We start from the raw sequence: 17,648 nt of genomic DNA on the forward strand, positions 1-17,648 counted from the left end.
GCATGCGTCCGCCCAAGGAGTTGCCGAATCCGTTGCCGCGCCCGGATGGTGAGTTCGAGCGTCTGCAAGCCGTGTGGGAACCGCCACGCGGCTGGCGCGCGCTCACGCAGGTGAACAACACCGCCGTCGGGCTTTGGTATGTCGGCGCGGCGCTGCTGTTCCTGGTGCTCGGTGGCATCCTCGCCTTGATCATGCGAACGCAGCTGGTCGTGCCGGGCAACAATCTGGTGGATTACGACCTGTACAACCAGCTGTTCACCATGCACGGCTCGGTGATGATGTTTCTGTTCGCCGTGCCGGTGATCGAGGCCATCGGCATTCTGCTGCTGCCGGCCATGCAAGGCGCGCGGGATCTGCCGTTTCCGCGGCTGTCGGCGTATGCATTCTGGGCCTATTTCGTGGGTGGGCTGGTGTTCTTCACCACCATCTTTTTCGATCTTGCGCCCGATGGCGGCTGGTTCATGTATCCGCCGCTCACCAGCTACGAGTTCTCGCCAGGCTTGCGCACCGACTTCTGGCTGCTGGGCATCGGCTTCATCGAGATCTCGGCCATCGCCGGCGCGATCGAGATCGTGGTGGGTATTCTGCGCACGCGCCCGCCCGGCATGACCCTGGACAAGATGCCCATCTATCTGTGGGCCATGCTCATCGTCGGCGCCATGATCATCTTCGGCTTCCCGCCAGTGATCCTGGCGACGGCGCTGCTGGAGCTGGAACGTGCGTTCCACTGGCCGTTCTTTCTGGCGGAGCGGGGCGGCGATCCGCTGCTGTGGCAACATTTGTTCTGGCTGTTCGGCCATCCCGATGTCTACATCATCTTTCTGCCCGCGGCCGGACTGGTGTCGATGATGGTGGCCACCATGGCGCAGACGCCGCTGGTCGGGTATCGCTGGATCGTGGTTGCGATGCTGGGCACCGGCACCATCTCGTTCGCGCTGTGGGTGCATCACATGTTCGCGACCGGCATGCCGCACATCTCTTTGAGTTTTTTCTCAGCCGCGAGCATGGCCGTGGCCATCCCGGCAGGGCTGCAGGTGTTCTCGTGGATTGCAACGCTCTGGCGCGGCAATGTGCAACGGGCCACGCCGACGTATTTTCTGCTGGGCTTCTTCGGCGTGTTCGTGCTCGGGGGCCTTACGGGCGTGATGCTTGCCGTCGTTCCCTATGACTGGCAGGCGCACGACACGTATTTCGTTGTCGCTCATCTGCACTACGTGCTGATCGGCGGCATGTTGTTTCCCGTGTTCGCGGGCATTTACTACTGGGCGCCCCTGATCAGCGGGCGGCAGCTGTCCGAGCGCATGGGTACGTGGGCATGCGCCATCATGTTCATCGGTGTGAATCTCACTTTCTTCCCCATGCACATCGCCGGCCTGCTCGGCATGCCTCGCCGCGTCTGGACGTACGCGGACGGGTACGGCCTCGAGATATACAACCTGCTGTCGACGATTGGCGCATTCATATTCGCGGCCGGCATCGGCATCGTGCTGCTGGATCTGCTGTTGCATTTTCGACCGGCGGGCAAGGTGAGCACCAATCCCTGGAAAGCCGGCTCGCTCGAATGGCTGCCGCAGGATAACTATGCCATTCGCAGCATTCCTTTCGTCACCAGTCGCGATCCGCTGTGGCAGCATCCGTCGTTGCCCGAGGAGGTTGATGCAGGTCGGCACTATCTGCCGGGCACGGTGACGGGCGGGCGCGAGACCATCGTCACCAGTCCCATCGATGCGCGGCCCCAATATCTGTTGCGCCTGCCGGGACCGAGCTGGCTGCCGGTGCTTGCCGGCGTCGGCACAGCGGTCTTCTTCCTGGCGCTCACCGTGAAATGGATGTTGGTCGCGGTGGCTGGGGCGGCGGTCGCTCTGGTCAGCATCCTGCGCTGGCTGTGGCAAAGCGACGTGGCGCCCTCGGGCAAGCTGTTCGACGTGGGAGGCGGGCTGAGCCTGCCTGACTACCTGAGCGGCAGCAGCTCGCATTCGTGGTGGTCGGTGGTGGTGTTGATGCTCGTGGACGGCAGCATCTTCGCGTGTCTGATCTTTACGTTCTTTTATCTGTGGACCATCACGCTCTCCGACTTTCCGCCCGAAAGCCTCGATCTGCCGCTGCTTGGCAGCTCGGTCGCAGCGGCGCTCGCTTGGGCGGCGTCCGTGGGAGCGATGTATGTCGCCCATCGACAGTTGCGTCCGGATCGAACGAAGGTGGTCAGCCTCGCACTCGCAGCCGCGCTGATTGGCGTCTGGGTGGCGTTCGCACTCAGTTTGCACGCACTGCTTGCGACCAATCTACGGCCACAACTGCATGGCTTCGCCTCGACGGCTTATACGATGCTGGCCTGGCAGGGACTGCATGCCGTGCTGCTGACGTTAATGGCCGGGTTCACGCTGCTGCGATTGTGGCTGGAAATGGTCGATCCGGTGCGGCGAGTCGTCTTCGATAACACGCGCATCATGTGGTACTACTGCGCGGCGCAGGGCCTGATTGCGCTCGCCGTGATGAACTTGCCGCGGTTGGCGATGTGAGATCGAGCATGCAACATCGCTTCACGGCAACTACGTTCCTGGTCAGCGGTGGCTTGCTGGTCTGGATGGCGAATTTCACGTTCGTGTACGTGTTCGCCGCGTTGGCCTGCGCTCGCGGCTTTGCCGACGTGGATCTGCTCGGATTGCCAGTCGTGCCGTTGGCGTCTCTGGTCGCGACTTCGCTCGCTGGAGCAGTGACCGCAATGATCGTGCGTCGAGGCTTGGTGTTGCATCGTGAGAGCGACGAGCACACGCGCTTCATCGGGTTTGTGACATGGGCTGGCGGCGCGTTGGCGCTGGTGGCGCTGGTGCTGTTGGTGATCCCGGCGCTGGTGGTCAGCGCCTGCCCGCAGTACTGAAGGGCAGGTCAATGTTTGCTCGCGCGCTTCCAGCGCCAGCCGCGTGGGCCGACCGTGTCGGCGGAGAATGCGCCACGCTCGCCCAGCGGTTTGCCCGGGCCGATGGTCGTATCGTTGACCGTCTGGCGCTCGAGCTCTGAGTTGATCTCGGCGCCGAGGATGACGACGTAGGAGGACACGTAGAACCACATCAGCATCACCACCACGCCACCCAGCGCGCCGTATGCTTCGCCGTATGAATTGAAGTTTCGCACGTACACCGCGAACAGCACGCTGCCCAACAGCCAAAGCGTGGCGGCGATGATCGATCCGGCATTGACCCATTCCCAGCGCGGTCGCGTCCGATGTGGGGCGAAGCGATAGAGCAGCGAGAAGGCGAACACGACCATCAGCCACAGCAGCGCCCAGCGCACGGTGAGCAGCACCCATTCGGTGGCGCCTCCCAGCGGGAAGAACGCCAGCACGACCGGAACCGCGACGCCGAGCGCCACCAGCAATACGAAGCCAAGAACACCGCCCACCGTAAAGGCGAACGAGACCAAGGTTCGCATCAAAAACGAGCGACGATCGTGCTCGTTGTAGGCCACGTTCATGGCAGTGATGAGCGCCACCATGCCTTTGCGCGCGCTCCAGATCGCCACCAGAATGCCCGCGACGACGCCGATGCTGAGCGTCTGATTGCGCTGATTCACCAGCTGATAGAGCTGGTTCTGCAGAATCTCCACCGTGCCTGCGGGGAGCAGGTGGCTGAATGCCTGGATCTGCGAGGCGATCGCCTCGGGTGAGGCGACGATGCCGTAAATCGCGACCGCAGCCGCGAGGCTCGGAAACAGCGCCAGCAGCCCGAACAGCGCAAGACCGCCTGCGACGATGGACACATTGTCGGCATCCAGCTGATTCTTCACGCGCCAGAGCACGTCCCACCAGCCGTGCCAATTGATGTCTCGGGGGCGGTGTGCAAGTCGGCCCCGGTCCGCTTCAGCGTCCGCGATCTCCGCGGGATTGACTGACACAGGCATTGCAACACCCGAGCCGCTGCATCGATGTGGACTGGAGCAATGACGCAGCAAAAGGCAGGATGTTCCGCAAGGTTCAACGGCTTGCGCCGCCAGCGCATCGTTGCGCGTCCACGCCGGGCAGCTGTCCCTTGCGCAGCAGAATCAGATTGATTCGTGCGACGTAGTCTTCCGGGCTCAAGGCGATGGCCCGCTGGAATTGCGTGGCGGCCTCGTCGAAGCGACACGCCATCGCATAAGCCATGCCGAGATTGTTCGCTGCGCGCGAGTTGTCGGGATTGCGCACACTCGCGTCTTGCCAGAACGTGATTTCGGTTTGGTAGACCTGGTTGCGCTCGAACGTCGCCCAGCTAAGCGCCGCAAGCAATGTTCCTACAGTGGCGAACAGCATCGCAGGTCGCTGTCGCCGCCAGAGAATCAGCCGCGTCGCAAGCCACCATGCAGGCCCCGTCAAGGCCAGGTACAGCTGTCGGTCGTTTGCCACGTCGAGCCGAGGCAGCAGCGAATTGGTGGGCGCCAGCCACAACAAAAACCACAGCACGGCAAGCGCGCTCACTGGCGCCCGACGCACATTCCACAACGCCCCGGCGAGAATCGCCAACCAGGCCAAGCAAAGCATCGCGCTCAGCCCATCCAGCGTCGTCACGACGGGCAAACGCGGATCCGCATTGCTGTTGGTGATGCGGATCAGTTGACCCGCCAGATACAAGACGGCCTGCGCCTGCGTCAGAAGATTTTCACCGATGGTTCGGGTATCGAGGCTCACGGCCAGCAAGCGTCGATACGTCGGCAGGCTGAGCGCGATGCATGACATCAGCGCCACTAATATCAACAGCGGCGCCATTCGCTTCAACGTCGTCGACAGCGGCCGATCGGCAGAGTAGAGCAGCAGCGCAAGCGGCAGTATCAGCGCTGTTTCCTTGGTAGCCGCGGCCAGGCAGAAGCAAACAGAGCACGCCGCGAGCCATGCGCGAGCCCAGGCTCTGGCTTCGCTTTGTTCGCTTCGGACCCAGCAATAAAGACTCAGCAGACAGAAACATCCGGCGAGCGAGCTCGAGCGGCCCGAGATATAAGTGACCGCTTCGGTCTGCGCCGGATGCAGCGCGAAGAACAGCGCCGCGAGCAACGCCGCGCACGATGCGTCCGCTTCGGTCAGCCCGGCGCGCAATCCACGCGTACGAACCAGCGAGCAGACGAGTGTCGCACTGACCATGTGAATCAGGATGTTCACGACGCGGAAACCGGCGGGGCTCGCATCGAAACTCATGTTGAGCGCGTAGCTCAGTTTCAGCAGCGGTCGAATGCCCGGCATCGACTGCCACCAGGCAGCAAGCGAATGCACGCGGAGCTCATTGACGATGACGTTCCAATCATCGAATTGAAAACTCGCGGTCAGCGACGGCCACCACAGCGACACGATGGCAAGTGTGGGCAGCGCCGGCGCGAGCGTCGCCAATGACGATGCCCTCCAGATGCGCTGCTCAGTCCGCGCCAGCGAATGCATCTTCAATCATTCCATGCGCGAGCCACCAGCGCTGCGTTCCGCCCAACATCACCAGCCAGACTTCGTGATCCTGCCGGCGCACGTACGCAATCAAGCATTGACCGGCCTGTGACGTGTTGCCGGTCTTCAGGCCTTGCGCGCCTGCCAATCGACCGAGCAGGGCGTTGGTGCTGTTGAACTTGATGATGCGCCCCGCGCGCGTCGTCAGCTGCGCTTCAGGCATTGCGCCCAAATGCGCAATCAACGGGACGGCCCGCGCGGCTTGCGCCAGCTTCAGCAGGTCGGCCACCGTGCTGTGCTGGCCATCGGCGTCGAAGCCGCAGGGATCGACGAAGTTGGAATCGGTCATTCCCAAGCGCACCGCTTGCGCCGTCATGCGCGCTCTGAACGCGGTGAGATTGGCGCTGAACCCTTCGACCAGCACGCGGCACGCATCGTTGGCGGACCGGATCAGCATCGCTGCCAGCGCCGCCCCCGCGGTGATTTGTTCGCCCGCCTTCAGGCCGAGTCGCGAGGGCGGCACGCTCGCGGCATAGGCGCTTACGGTGAGCCAGCGATCGGCCTTCCAATCGGTCTCCAGAACAACGAGCGCAGTGAGTAACTTCGCGAGCGAGGCGGGTTGCAATTGCAGCGTCGGCGCGCGTTGCCAGAGGATCTGATCATCGCGCACGAGCAGATAGCTGCGCGCCGCGTGAGGGTAGGGATCCGGCGCGTCAGCGTAGAGAGGAACAGCGATCGTCAGAAACAACGCGCCGAGCAGCGAGGCAAGCCTCACCGATCGGCGCGAGCTGTGATTAGTTGTTGAACAAGCCACCCAGCGCCTTCTTGCCCTTGTTGAACAAACCTTTGGTCTTGTCCATCGGCGTTTCGGCTTGTTGCTGTTCGGCCTGCGCCTGGTTGCTGGCGTATTGCGAGCAGAAGTTGCGATAACGTTCGGCGATCGCCGTGTAACGACGACCGGCGCACTGCGCAGCGGCGATGCCGGCCGCCTGAGTCGGGCACTCGGTAGCGATGAAGTCCAGCTTGCCGCTCTGCTCGGCGGTGAGGCACAGCCCTTCGCGTTCCTTCTCGACGCCGAAACCGCAGATGCGCGCGGAGTGGGTCAGCGGCTTGCCATTGAGATTGTTCGGATCGTGGGCGGCCCAGTTGGCGTTCCGGCGTTCCTGTTCGGCGAGCCGCTGGAACTTGTCGTGCGAGCGGATGGCCTCGCAGTAGGTGCGCTGATCGGCCGGGTCCTTGCACATCGCGAGAAAACCGGGGCCTTCGGCTTTGGCGGCTTCCTTGTGGCAGTTCTCGATCATCTGCTGCTCGGCCAGCTTCTGCTGACGCTCGCCCTCGGCGATCATCTTCTTGGCCTGCAGGTTCATTTCGCCGCCGTCGCACTTGCCGAGCTTCTGGCCTTCGTAGCTCATGACCATGGTCTCACCCTGCGTGGTCATTTCCATCTTGCCCTGGTAGCGATCACTGCCGAGGTAGGTGAACTGCGCCGAGCCTTCCACCGGATCCTTGCCGGTACAGCGCATCTTGAAGCTCTGCACGTTGCCGTCGCGCTTCATGTCGTAGATCTGGCAGTTCTCTTCGGTCTTGATCGGCGCGGTGTCCTCGCCCGGCTGCTTGCAGATCTCCGAGGACATGCCCGGCATGGACATGCCGGCCATCTGCATGGAGCTGGTGATCCGCCATTTCTCGCCTTCGACCGAGCCCTGAGCGTGCGCCAGCGACGCGCCGACGCAGCTGAGCAACAGCAGCTTGCATACCTGTTTCATGAGGATTCCCGCATGTTCGAATTCTGGGGAGCAGGCTCGCATGCGCCGCTTTTGGGCGTCTATGCCACGTCAAGGCAGTTGACTTTTGAGTGGCGATGCATTTGCGCATCGCTGTTTGCGAGGTCGTGTCGGATTCGAGCGGCCTCGACCGTCCTTGGGGGGAGTGTCACTTCACTGGAGCAAGTCATGCCTTACGTGGAAGGTTTCATCGTCCCGGTGCCCAAGGATAAGCTCGCGCTTTACAAGGAAAAGGAGGCCGCCATGGGCGAGATATGGAAAAGCTACGGCGCCTTGAGTTACGTCGAATGCATCGCCGACGACGTGCCGTATGGCAAGCTCACCTCGTTTCCGCGCGCCGTGCAGGCGACGCCGGAGGAGACGGTGGTCCTGGCCTGGATCACTTATGAATCGCGCCAGCAGCGCGACGCGATCAACGAGAAGGTGATGGCCGACCCGCGCATCCAGGCGATCTTCGAGGACATGCCCATCGATGGCAAGCGCCTGATCACCGGCGGGTTCGAGGTGTTTTTGCAGATGTAGGGATGGGGGACCGGACGGACATGTGTCGCAACATCAAGACGTTGTTCAATTTCGAGCCACCGGCGACCGACGACGAGATTCACGACGCGTCGTTGCAGTTCGTGCGCAAGTTGAGCGGCTTCACGATTCCGTCCAAGGCCAACGAGGCGGCCTTCGAGCGCGCGGTGGAGGAGGTGGCAGCCGCCGCGCGCACGTTGCTACATTCCATGACGACCAACGCCGAGCCGAAGAATCGGGAGATCGAAGCAGCGCGAGCCAAGGCTCGCAACGCTGCAAGGTTTGGCGCCAAGGCATGATTCGGAGTCGTCGATGGACAAGCTGATAGGGAAGCCGCTGCTGGTGGTGGCGATGTTCCTGGCGCCGTGGCTGGTTCGAGCCGAGCCGGCCGTGTCGTTCGATTGGTTCGAATACACCGGCAAGGACGCGGTGTTCGACACGCCGCTGCCTGCCGGCAGCTACCGCAATCCCATTCTCGCCGGCTTCTATCCCGATCCAAGCGTCACGCGGGTCGGGGATAAGTTCTATCTGGTGAACTCGACGTTCGCCTATTTCCCCGGCATCCCGGTGTTCGAAAGCAGCGACCTGGTGCACTGGCGTCTGCTCGGGCACGTGCTGGAGCGGCCGGAACAGTTGCGTTTCCAGGGCTTGGGCGTCTCGCGCGGCGTGTTCGCGCCGACCATCGAACATCACGACGGCGTGTTCTATGTGCTGAACACGCTGGTGGACAGCGGCGGCAACTTCATTGTGACGGCCAAGAGCGCGGCCGGCCCCTGGTCGGATCCCGTGTGGCTGCCGGAAATCGATGGCATCGATCCCTCTTTGTTCGTCGATGCGGACGGCAAGGCATATGTATTGAACAACGGGGCGCCCGACGAGCAGCCTCGCTACGAAGGGCATCGCGCAGTCTGGATGCAAGAATTCGATCTGAAGCGCATGAAGCTGGTCGGTCCACGTCGTGTTCTAGTGAACGGCGGCGTGGATATTTCCAAAAAGCCCATCTGGATCGAAGGTCCACACATTTTCAAGCGCGGCGACTGGTACTACCTCTCGTGCGCCGAGGGCGGCACCAGCGTGAATCACTCGCAAGTGATCCTGCGCTCCAAGTCGGTGTGGGGCCCTTACACGCCGTATGAAAAGAATCCGATCCTGACCCAGCGTGATCTGCCGAAGGAGCGCGCCCATCCCATCATCAATGCCGGCCATGCCGATCTCATCGAGGCGCCCGATGGCACCTGGTGGGCAACGTTTCTTGCGTCGCGCCCGTACGATGCGGTGAATTACAACACCGGCCGGGAAACCTATTTGTTGCCTGTGAGCTGGCAGGACGACTGGCCGATGATTCTGGGCCCGGGCAAGCCCATTCCGTATGTGACTTCGTCACCCAAGTTGCCCAACGTCCTTCGAGACGCGGCTGCGTTGAGCGGCAACTTCACGTGGCGCGACGAATTCGATGCGCGCGCTCTGGATGGCGCGTGGCTGCAGGTGCGCGCGCCTGCACGGCGCTGGTTCGACTTCACGGCTGAGCGCGGGCGATTGCAGATGCTGGCCACGAGCGAGCGACTGGATGGCGCCGGCAATCCGGCGTATCTGGGGCGACGCCAGCAGCACCTTGCGTTCGAAGCGAGCACGGCCCTGCGTCTGCCCGAACAGCCCGGTGTGGCCGCTGGCATCGCCGCGTTCCAGAACAGCGATTACTGGTACTTCCTCGGGGCGCGCCGGGTCGGCGAGTCGGTGCAAATCTTTCTGGAGAAGAAGAGCGGGGCGACAGTGAAGCAGCTCGCGACCAAGACCGTGAAACCTGCCCCCCGTGGCGATCTCGAGCTCAAGATCGCCGGGCAAGGACGCAACTATTCGTTCTATTACCAGGGTGATGGTTGTCAGGCGCTGGTCGAAAACGACGACGGTTCCATTTTGAGCACCGAAGTCGCGGGCGGCTTCGTCGGCGCGACGCTCGGGCCACACGCCCGGCTCGAATAGCGAGCTTCAAACATTGCGGCCCTCCGCAATGAGGGAACCTTGCGCGGCGCGGACGATTATTCGAGCAGCATGCCCGAAGGTCCTTCGCTGATCATCCTGCGCGAGCAGGCGCAAATATTCAAAGGCAAGCGAGTGCTGGCCGCGGAGGGCAACTCGAAGATCGACAAGACGCGCGTGGTCGGCCAGCGCATCGTTTCGCTGCGCAGCTGGGGCAAACATTTCCTGATCGAATTCCCCGGCTTCACGGTCCGCATCCACCTGCTGATGTTCGGTCGCTACTGCATCAACGAGCGCAAGCCGGACAAGCCGATTCGTTTCGGGCTTCGTTTCGCGCGTGGCGAGGAGCTGAACTTCTACGCCTGCTCGGCGCGCTACCTCGAGGGCGATCTGGACAGCACGTACGACTGGAGCGGCGATGTGATGTCGGATTCGTGGAACGCCGCGGCCGCTCGCAAGAAGCTGCGCGCGATGCCCGATACGCTGGTCTGCGATGCGCTGCTGGATCAGACCGTGTTCGCCGGCGTCGGCAACATCATCAAGAACGAAGTGCTGTATCGGATCCGTGTGCATCCGTGCTCGAAGGTGGGCGCGCTGACGGCGGCGAAATTGCGGCAGCTGGTGGAGGAGGCGAGGCGCTACAGCTTCCAGTTCCTCGAGTGGAAGCGGGCGTACGTGCTGAGCAAACACTGGCTGGTGCACAACAAGGGCATGTGTCCGCGCTGTGAGATCAAGCTGCAGCGGGCCTATCTGGGCATCACCGACCGGCGCACTTTTTTCTGCGAGCGGTGTCAGATCCGCTATTCGCCGCCCGCCCGGCGGACCGCCCGCGCCAAGCGCCGACGGATTTCAGCGCGCCGTTAGACGCGTCTTGCGGCGGCTGCCCCCGCCGGCGTGCCAGCCGGGCCCCGGGTTTGTTACTATCGCGCGCCCTCGGCCGCATGGCGCGCCAGGCAAGTCGTTGGGAATCAAACGCTTAGGGAATATCCCGCTTACACATGCTACAAACCATCCGCGACAAGATCACCGGCTGGGTCGCCGGGCTTTTCCTGGGCGCCATCGCCATTGTGTTCGTGTTCTGGGGCATCGACTTCCAGTCCACCTCGGCAGCCTTCGCCGCCAAGGTGGATGGCGAGCGGATCCCGGCCGAGACGGTGCGCCGGGCCTGGCAGCAGCGCCAGTCTCAGTTGCAGCAGATGCTGCGTGACGAGCTGCCGCCGGAGATGGCCAAGGCCCAGCAGAGCGCGCTGCTGGATCAGTTCGTGCAGCAGTCGCTGCTCACCCAGCGCGCCCACGACCTCGGCTACCAGGTGAGCGACCAGGCGCTGGTCAAGCGCATCATGGAAATCCCGCAGTTCCAGGTCGACGGCAAATTCTCTCAGGACCGCTATGCCGGTCTGCTGCGCTCCAATGGCACCACCGAATCGCAGTTCGAGTCGGATCTGCAAGCCGAGCTGCTGCTCGAACAGCTGCAGAACGGCGTGATGGAGTCGGCGTTCACCGTTCCCTATGAGCTGGACCGCCGCTACGCGCTGGAGAAGCAGCAGCGCGAGATCGACTACGCGCTGATTCCGGCGAACGAGTTCCTGGCCTCCGCCAAGGTCACCGACGAGCAGATCCAGCAGTACTACGAGCAGAACGGCGACGATTTCCTGCTGCCCGAGACGGTCGATCTGCAATACATCGAGCTGACGCGCGCGCAGGCCGAGTCGAAGGTCGATGTGAGCGAGCAGGCGCTGAAGGAATACTACGAGCAGGTGAAGGAGCGCTTCGAGTCGCCCGAGCGCCGCCAGGCTCGTCACATCCTGATCACGGCCACCGACGGGCTGGATGACGCGGCCGCGCAGAAAAAGGCGCAGGAGCTCACCGAAAAAGCCAAGGGCGGCGCCGATTTCGCGCAGCTCGCCAAGCAAAATTCCAAGGACCCGGGCTCCGCCGAGCAGGGCGGCGATCTGGGTTGGGCGCAGAAGGGCATGTTCGTCGGGCCGTTCGAAGACGCCTTGTTCAGCATGCAGCCGGGCGAGATTCGCGGCCCGGTGAAGACCCAGTTCGGCTATCACGTGCTCAAGCTCGAGAACATCGAGAAAGGCCATCTGCTGAGCTTCGAAGAAGCGCGCGCCGAGGTCGAAGCGGAATATCGCAAGGATCGCGCGCAGAGCGGCTTCTACGACGATTCGCAGAAAATGGCCGATGCCGCGTTCGAGGCGCTGACCGAGCTCGACTCGGTGGCGAAGAAGATGAACCTGCAGGTGAAGGAGATCAAAGGCTTCACACGGGAAGGCGGCGGCGAGTTCGGCGCCGACCCGGGCGTGATCGATGCGGCTTTCAGTGAAGACGTGCTGGAGCGCCGGCAGAACAGCCCGTTGATTCCGGTGGGTGAAGACAAGGCGGTGGTGTTGCGCGTGGTCGCTCACAAGCCGGCCGAGCCGCGCCCGCTCGCCGAAGTTCGTGGCGCCATCGAATCGCAGCTGCGCTCCCAGCAGGCGCGTGAAGCGGCGGCGGCGAAGGGCGCCGATGCGGTGGCCCGTCTGCAGAAGGGCGAGAACTGGGAAGCGCTGAGCGCGCTGGGCGTGAAGCCTGTCGGCAAGCGGTTCGTCACGCGTGACGATTCGATCGCGCCGCCGGCGGTGCTTCGCTCGGCGTTCCAGGCGTCGAAGTCGGAGATTTCGGAAGCCAAGCCGTACGTGGCCGGTGTGACCACCGACGATGGCAATTACGCCGTGCTCGCCGTCACTCAGGTGCGCAATGCTGAAGCGAGCAGCGAGGCTGAAGCCGAGCGCAACAACCGTCGCCGGCAGCTCGAGCGCCGCACCGGGGGCGAGGAATTGACCGCCTACGTGGAAGAGGCCGAGCGCAACGCGGATATCGTGCGTAACGAAAAGGTATTCGAATAACGCAGCCGCATCGTTGTTCTATCTGGTGAGCTTCGCCGGCCAGGAATGACGCCGGCGAGGCTGACGGGATCGGGTTACAGCAACACGCCGCGCGCTTCTTCGATGAAGCCGCGGCGTTTGCTTTGATGGGGTTTATTCCCCTTCGGGGAAGGACATGCCGACCGTGCTGTAGCCCGCGTCGACATAGATGATTTCGCCGGTGATGCCGGCCGACAGGTCGGAGGCGAGGAAGGCGGCAGTGTTGCCCACGTCCTCGATGGTGACGTTCCGGCGCAGCGGCGCAATGGAGGCCACGTGGCTCAGCATCTTGCGGAAGCCACCGATGCCGGCGGCGGCGAGGGTCTTGATCGGACCGGCGGAGATGCCGTTGACGCGAATGCCCTTCGGGCCGAGATCCGCCGCCAGGAAACGTACGCTGGCCTCGAGGCTGGCCTTGGCGAGACCCATGACGTTGTAGCTCGGCAGCGAGCGGACCGCGCCGAGATAGGTGAGGGTGAGGATGGAGCCGGCGCGTCCTTCGAGCATCGACTCGGCCGCCTTGATCACGGCGGTGAGGCTGTAGCTGGAAATGTCGTGAGCGATGCGGAAATTCTCGCGCGTGGTGGACTCGACGAAGCCGCCGCGAATGGCATCGCTCGGCGCGAACGCCACGGCGTGCACGATGATGTCGAGCTTGTCCCAGCTCTTTTTCAGGGTCTCGATACCGGCGTTGATGCTCTCGTCGCTGGCCACGTCCATTTCGAACACCGCGGCGGCGCCGAACTCCTTGCCCATGCCTTCGACGCGGTCCTTGAAGCGCTCCTGATAGCTGAACGCCAGTTCCGCGCCTTCACGCTTCATCGCCTGGGCAATGCCGTACGCGATGGAACGCTCGGTCGCCAGTCCGATGATGAGGGCGCGCTTGCCTGCGAGAAATGCCATGAACCGCTCCAGTGGAAAGACTGGAGCGTAGTTTAACGGAACCGCTTCTCTTTAGATCCCCGCGCGGCGGCGATCTTCGAGGTACATCACCAGCCGCTGACCCGGCTTGATGACGCTGCGCTTGGTGAGGTTGTTCCAGCCGAGCAGGTCGGACAGGCGCACGCGGAATTTGTCGGCGATGGTCGACAGCGAGTCGCCGCGACGGACCACGTAGGTGGTGGAGCGAGCCACGGAGCTGCTGTCGTTGGAAGCCAGCTGCGCCGTGCCAGGCACCTTGAGGACCTGGCCGATCGAGAGTGTTCCACTGCGGGCGAGGCCGTTGCTGTGGGCGAGGCTGTTGACGCTCACCCCGTACTTGCGAGCGATGCTCCACAGTGTGTCGCCGCGGCGAACCACGTGCTTGTCCGAGGAGCCCCGGCGACGCACCGGCGGTTCATCATCTTCCAGCGCGGCGAGCTCCGCTGCCCCAGGCAACTTCATGCCCTTGGGCGCCGCTGCGATCAGCAGATCCTGACCAGGATGAATCATGCTGCCGCGAATCTTGTTGGCGGTCTTCAGGGCCGCCACGGAAACGCCGTACTTGTCGGCGATTTCGCCGAGCGTGTCGCCACGACGCACGCGGTGATAGACGATGCGCACGCGCTCTTCGGGCGGCAACGCGGCGATGCCTGCCTGGAAGCGCTCGTGACGATCGATCGGCACCAGAATCTGATGCGGACCATCGGGATCGGTGACCCAGTGATTGAACGCGGGATTGAGCGCCAGCAGCTCTTCCTTGGACAGGTCGGCGAGCTCGGCAGCGACGTGCAGATCGAGCTGACCGCCGACATCGACCTTCACGAAGTAGGGCGCGTTCGGAATCGGCGCGAAGGCCAGCCCATGGCTGGTCGGATCGCCGACGATGCGACGCATGGCCAGCAGCTTCGGCACATAGGCGCGGGTCTCGCGCGGCAGTTTGAGGCTGAAGTAGTCAGTGGGCTTGCCCTCGCGCAGATTGCGCGCCACTTCGCGGGCGACGCGAGCTTCTCCGCAGTTGTAGGCGGCGACGGCCAGCAGCCAGTCGCCATCGAATTCGTCGGCCAGGAACTGCAGATAGTCGAGCGCAGCGTTGGTGGAGGCGATCACATCGCGACGGCCGTCGTAGTACCAGTTCTGTTTCAAGCCGTAGCGACGGCCGGTGGCGGAGATGAATTGCCACAGACCGGAAGCGCGGGCGCGCGAATAAGCGACCGGATTGAAAGCGCTCTCGACGACCGGCAGCAGCGCGAGCTCGAGCGGCATGTTGCGCGCTTCGATCTCACCGACGATGTAGTGCAGGTAGCGCTCGCCGCGCTTGAAAGTGCGATCCAGATAGTCGGGGTGCTTGACGAACCAGCGCAGCTCCAGGTCCACCGAAGGGTGCTCGACATCGGAGAGCATGTAACCCTTGCGAATGCGCTCGAACAGGTCGCCCGCTTCGGCGGCCGGCGCGCCCTCCTGGCCGAGCTCGCGCACCAGGCGCGGTCCGGTCCTCGCGTCCAGCGCCTCGATGGCATCTTCGATCTGTTCCGGGCCCGACACGCCGATGGCGGCTTCGTCCAGCTTGGTGATGCTCGGGTCGAGCTCGACCATCTGCACCGGATCTTCATCCTCGGGGTCTTCCAGATCGGCGCTGGGAGTGTGATTGCAGCCGGCCAGGAAGACCGCCCAAGGGACGACGAGCGTCGTTGCAAGAATTGCCCGCAGCGCGGACGCTGGTCGCCATTGAAACATCAGATTCCTCCACCTGCCTCGTCCCGGTGCCGGGCAGGCGTTGTCAAAGCCAAAATCGGCCCTTGAAACTCGGCAGACCGAGCCGGCGGGCGACTTTCACACTCCGGCGCGCTTCGGCGCCCTGATTGATCGTCTGCAACTTGCGTGTCCGCGTGCCTTCGGACACTGACTCAAACGAGCTTACCGAAAGCTGTCTTTCCACTGACGGATGACAGCGAACACTTCAGGTTCACTCTGTAGCCCGCGGCCCGCATGGGCTTCAGCGGCCTGTTTCACACTCTCGTCGTCACACCGCAGGAACGGGTTCACATTCCTCTCCCGCCTGATGTCCGATGGAATGGTCGCCTGATCGCGGGCCCGCAATTGCTGGCAGTGTTCGAGATAGCTCGCGGCCGCCCGATTCTCCGGCGCCACCGCCAGCCCGAACTTCAGATTGCTCAAGGTGTACTCGTGGGCGCAGTACACCAATGTTTCGGCCGGCAGCGCCGCAAGCTTCGACAACGAGCGATGCATTTGTTCCGGCGTGCCCTCGAACAGACGGCCACAACCGGCGCTGAACAGCGTGTCGCCACAGAACACGGCGCCGTGACCGACATACGCGATGTGGCCGGCGGTGTGTCCGGGAACATCCAAGACCTGGAATTCGAGCTCGAGCTCGGCAAAGCGCGCTCGATCGCCTTCGCGCAGGCGCTGCGGATGGCCGGGCACGCTTTCGTTGGCGGGCCCGAAGACCGGAATGGAACGGTCGCGCAGCAGCTCGGTGACGCCACCGACGTGATCGCCGTGATGATGAGTGATCAGCAGCCCGGCCAGCGTGAGATTGCGATCGGCAAGGGTGCGCTCGACGGGGCGGGCGTCGCCCGGATCGACGACGACCACGCGCGCAGGATCGCGCGGCGAATGAATCAGCCAGATGTAGTTGTCAGTAAATGCCCGAACCTGGGTCACTTGCAGCATGTTTTGGAGCGACCCCAGGGGACATCACCTGCCAGTATTAAACATGCCATGTCGCTGAGCGGCAAGCGTTTAGTTAATGATCAAACGGCGCTCGCGGCGCTCGGTTCCATTGGCACTAGAACCCTGGGCGGCTCCGATCCGTTATCCTAGCGCCATGGCCGAACCTTCCGCCCTCGATCTGCACGCCTGGCTGCGCTCGCCGCTCGGCCAGCGGGTGTATGCGCTCGAGCGCAAGATCGCGAGCGAGGCGCTGGCGCAGGTATTTGGCTGGCAGCTGCTGCAGATCGGGCAATGGGGCGACGATGACGGCCTGCTGGCCGAAGCGCGCACTCAACGCAAATCGGTGCTCGCCTGGCACGGGGTGCGTCGGCCAGGCGTCGCGTCGGCGATTCGCTCGCGTACCGATGCGCTCGCCATCCAGTCCGATTCGGTCGATGCCGTTTTGTTACCCCACACGCTGGAATACGAGCCCGAGCCGCACGAGATCGTGCGCGAAGTCGGCCGTGTGCTGTCGGCGGAGGGGCATCTGATCGTGTTCGGCTTCCGGCCGTTCTCCAGTTGGGGCCTGCGGCACTGGTTCGCCAAAGATGGATTCCCGCCAGGGCTCGAGCGCCTGATCAGCGAGGGGCGATTGCGCGACTGGCTCAAGCTGCTCGGCTTCGAAGTCGTCGATGCGCGACGCTATCTGTTCAGCTTGCCGTTCAGCGCCAGCTCGCCATCGTCACAACGCTTTTTCGAGCGCACCGGCAATTACCTGTGGCCCATGTTCGCCGGCGGCTATCTGCTCAAAGCTCGCAAGCGCGTGTACACGCTCACGCCAATTCGCCCGCGCTGGCGGCTGCGCCCCAAAGTCGTGGGCGGCCTCATCGAACCTTCCACACCACGCAACGTGACGCGTCGAACCTGACGCACTGGCTGATCTACTCAATGGCTGCAGTCGAGATCTACACCGACGGCGCGTGCCGCGGTAATCCGGGGCCGGGCGGGTGGGGCGCGATTCTGCGCTCCGGCGGGCATGAAAGAGAGCTCAAGGGCGCCGAAGCGCTCACCACCAACAATCGCATGGAGCTGATGGCGGCGATCCAGGCGCTCGCCGCCCTGAAGCGTGGCTGCGACGTGGTGCTGTACACCGACTCGCAGTACGTGCGCAAAGGCATTCTCGAATGGCTGCCGCAGTGGAAACTGCGTGACTGGCGCACGGCCGACAAGAAGCCGGTGAAGAACGTCGACTTGTGGCAGGCGCTGGAGCGCGAGATCGCGCGGCACAAGATCGAATGGCACTGGGTCAAGGGGCACGCCGGCGTGCCCGGCAACGAGCGCGCCGATCAACTGGCGAACGCGGCCATCGACGAGATGCAGGCGCGCCTGCCGGTCGCGTAAGGCGCACTCACTCGGTCGGAGAGGGCCGATCGCACCGGTCGATCAGCAATGGCCGTCGCATGAGCT

The 17,648-nt window shown here is 63.5% G+C and carries 16 protein-coding genes; 9 read left to right on the top strand and 7 right to left on the bottom strand.

The features are described 5' to 3' along the window. Positions 1-2 precede the first annotated feature (2 nt). Both JM946_RS15485 and JM946_RS15490 read left to right on the top strand, forming a co-directional pair. Positions 3-2,519 carry a cbb3-type cytochrome c oxidase subunit I gene (locus tag JM946_RS15485; RefSeq protein WP_230979770.1) on the top strand — a complete coding sequence of 839 codons (2,517 nt, stop codon included), beginning with the start codon at positions 3-5 and terminating at the stop codon, positions 2,517-2,519. Positions 2,520-2,527: 8 nt separating this feature from the next. Further along, positions 2,528-2,878, top strand: a complete 351-nt coding sequence (locus tag JM946_RS15490; RefSeq protein WP_203168220.1) for a hypothetical protein — start codon at positions 2,528-2,530, stop codon at positions 2,876-2,878. Between the two features lie 8 nt (positions 2,879-2,886). On the opposite strand, the gene JM946_RS15495 is transcribed toward JM946_RS15490, so the two are convergent. The 4 genes from JM946_RS15495 to JM946_RS15510 form a co-directional block, all read right to left on the bottom strand. After that, entirely contained in the window at positions 2,887-3,897 is a 1,011-nt protein-coding gene (locus JM946_RS15495) for a YihY/virulence factor BrkB family protein (RefSeq protein WP_203168222.1), read from the bottom strand. 73 nt (positions 3,898-3,970) lie between these two features. Beyond that, the gene (locus tag JM946_RS15500) at positions 3,971-5,398 is read right to left on the bottom strand and encodes a tetratricopeptide repeat protein (RefSeq protein ID WP_203168224.1); all 1,428 of its coding nucleotides are present in this window, start codon (positions 5,396-5,398) and stop codon (positions 3,971-3,973) included. After that, positions 5,376-6,173, bottom strand: a complete 798-nt coding sequence (locus JM946_RS15505) for a D-alanyl-D-alanine carboxypeptidase family protein (RefSeq protein ID WP_203168227.1) — start codon at positions 6,171-6,173, stop codon at positions 5,376-5,378. Before JM946_RS15505 ends, JM946_RS15500 begins: the two co-directional genes overlap by 23 nt. Before the next feature lie 19 nt (positions 6,174-6,192). Continuing rightward, on the bottom strand, positions 6,193-7,164 hold the full coding sequence (locus JM946_RS15510; protein WP_203168229.1) for a DUF3617 domain-containing protein: 972 nt from the start codon (positions 7,162-7,164) through the stop codon (positions 6,193-6,195). A gap of 186 nt (positions 7,165-7,350) precedes the next feature. Between JM946_RS15510 and JM946_RS15515 the strand changes: the two genes are divergently transcribed. From JM946_RS15515 to JM946_RS15535, 5 genes are all read left to right on the top strand, one after another. Further along, the gene (locus JM946_RS15515) at positions 7,351-7,704 is read left to right on the top strand and encodes a DUF1428 domain-containing protein (RefSeq protein ID WP_203168231.1); all 354 of its coding nucleotides are present in this window, start codon (positions 7,351-7,353) and stop codon (positions 7,702-7,704) included. Between the two features lie 20 nt (positions 7,705-7,724). After that, entirely contained in the window at positions 7,725-8,000 is a 276-nt protein-coding gene (locus JM946_RS15520; protein WP_203168233.1) for a DUF2277 domain-containing protein, read from the top strand. A 52-nt stretch (positions 8,001-8,052) separates the two neighbouring features. Further along, positions 8,053-9,681 carry a glycoside hydrolase family 43 protein gene (locus JM946_RS15525; protein ID WP_407700563.1) on the top strand — a complete coding sequence of 543 codons (1,629 nt, stop codon included), beginning with the start codon at positions 8,053-8,055 and terminating at the stop codon, positions 9,679-9,681. A 69-nt stretch (positions 9,682-9,750) separates the two neighbouring features. Next, positions 9,751-10,542, top strand: coding sequence for a DNA-formamidopyrimidine glycosylase family protein (locus tag JM946_RS15530; protein WP_407700564.1), 792 nt, complete (start codon positions 9,751-9,753; stop codon positions 10,540-10,542). Positions 10,543-10,676: 134 nt separating this feature from the next. Then, entirely contained in the window at positions 10,677-12,572 is a 1,896-nt protein-coding gene (locus JM946_RS15535) for a SurA N-terminal domain-containing protein (RefSeq protein WP_203168239.1), read from the top strand. Between the two features lie 132 nt (positions 12,573-12,704). Here JM946_RS15535 and JM946_RS15540 read toward each other — a convergent pair whose 3' ends face one another. From JM946_RS15540 to gloB, 3 genes are all read right to left on the bottom strand, one after another. After that, positions 12,705-13,493, bottom strand: coding sequence for an enoyl-ACP reductase FabI (locus JM946_RS15540; protein ID WP_203168241.1), 789 nt, complete (start codon positions 13,491-13,493; stop codon positions 12,705-12,707). A 51-nt stretch (positions 13,494-13,544) separates the two neighbouring features. Further along, positions 13,545-15,245, bottom strand: coding sequence for a LysM peptidoglycan-binding domain-containing protein (locus JM946_RS15545; RefSeq protein WP_203168243.1), 1,701 nt, complete (start codon positions 15,243-15,245; stop codon positions 13,545-13,547). Between the two features lie 180 nt (positions 15,246-15,425). Then, the gene (gloB, locus tag JM946_RS15550; RefSeq protein WP_203168245.1) at positions 15,426-16,202 is read right to left on the bottom strand and encodes a hydroxyacylglutathione hydrolase; all 777 of its coding nucleotides are present in this window, start codon (positions 16,200-16,202) and stop codon (positions 15,426-15,428) included. Between the two features lie 154 nt (positions 16,203-16,356). On the opposite strand from gloB, the gene JM946_RS15555 reads away from it, so the two are divergent. Together JM946_RS15555 and rnhA are read left to right on the top strand one after the other, a co-directional pair. Beyond that, positions 16,357-17,109 (top strand): class I SAM-dependent methyltransferase, encoded by a 753-nt coding sequence (locus JM946_RS15555; protein ID WP_203168247.1) that lies wholly within the window; start codon positions 16,357-16,359, stop codon positions 17,107-17,109. 20 nt (positions 17,110-17,129) lie between these two features. Continuing rightward, complete coding sequence (gene rnhA / locus JM946_RS15560) at positions 17,130-17,582, top strand: ribonuclease HI (RefSeq protein WP_203168249.1); 453 nt, start codon at positions 17,130-17,132, stop codon at positions 17,580-17,582. Positions 17,583-17,648: the final 66 nt, after the last annotated feature.

The organism is Steroidobacter gossypii (assembly GCF_016801985.1).
GTDB lineage: Bacteria > Pseudomonadota > Gammaproteobacteria > Steroidobacterales > Steroidobacteraceae > Steroidobacter > Steroidobacter gossypii.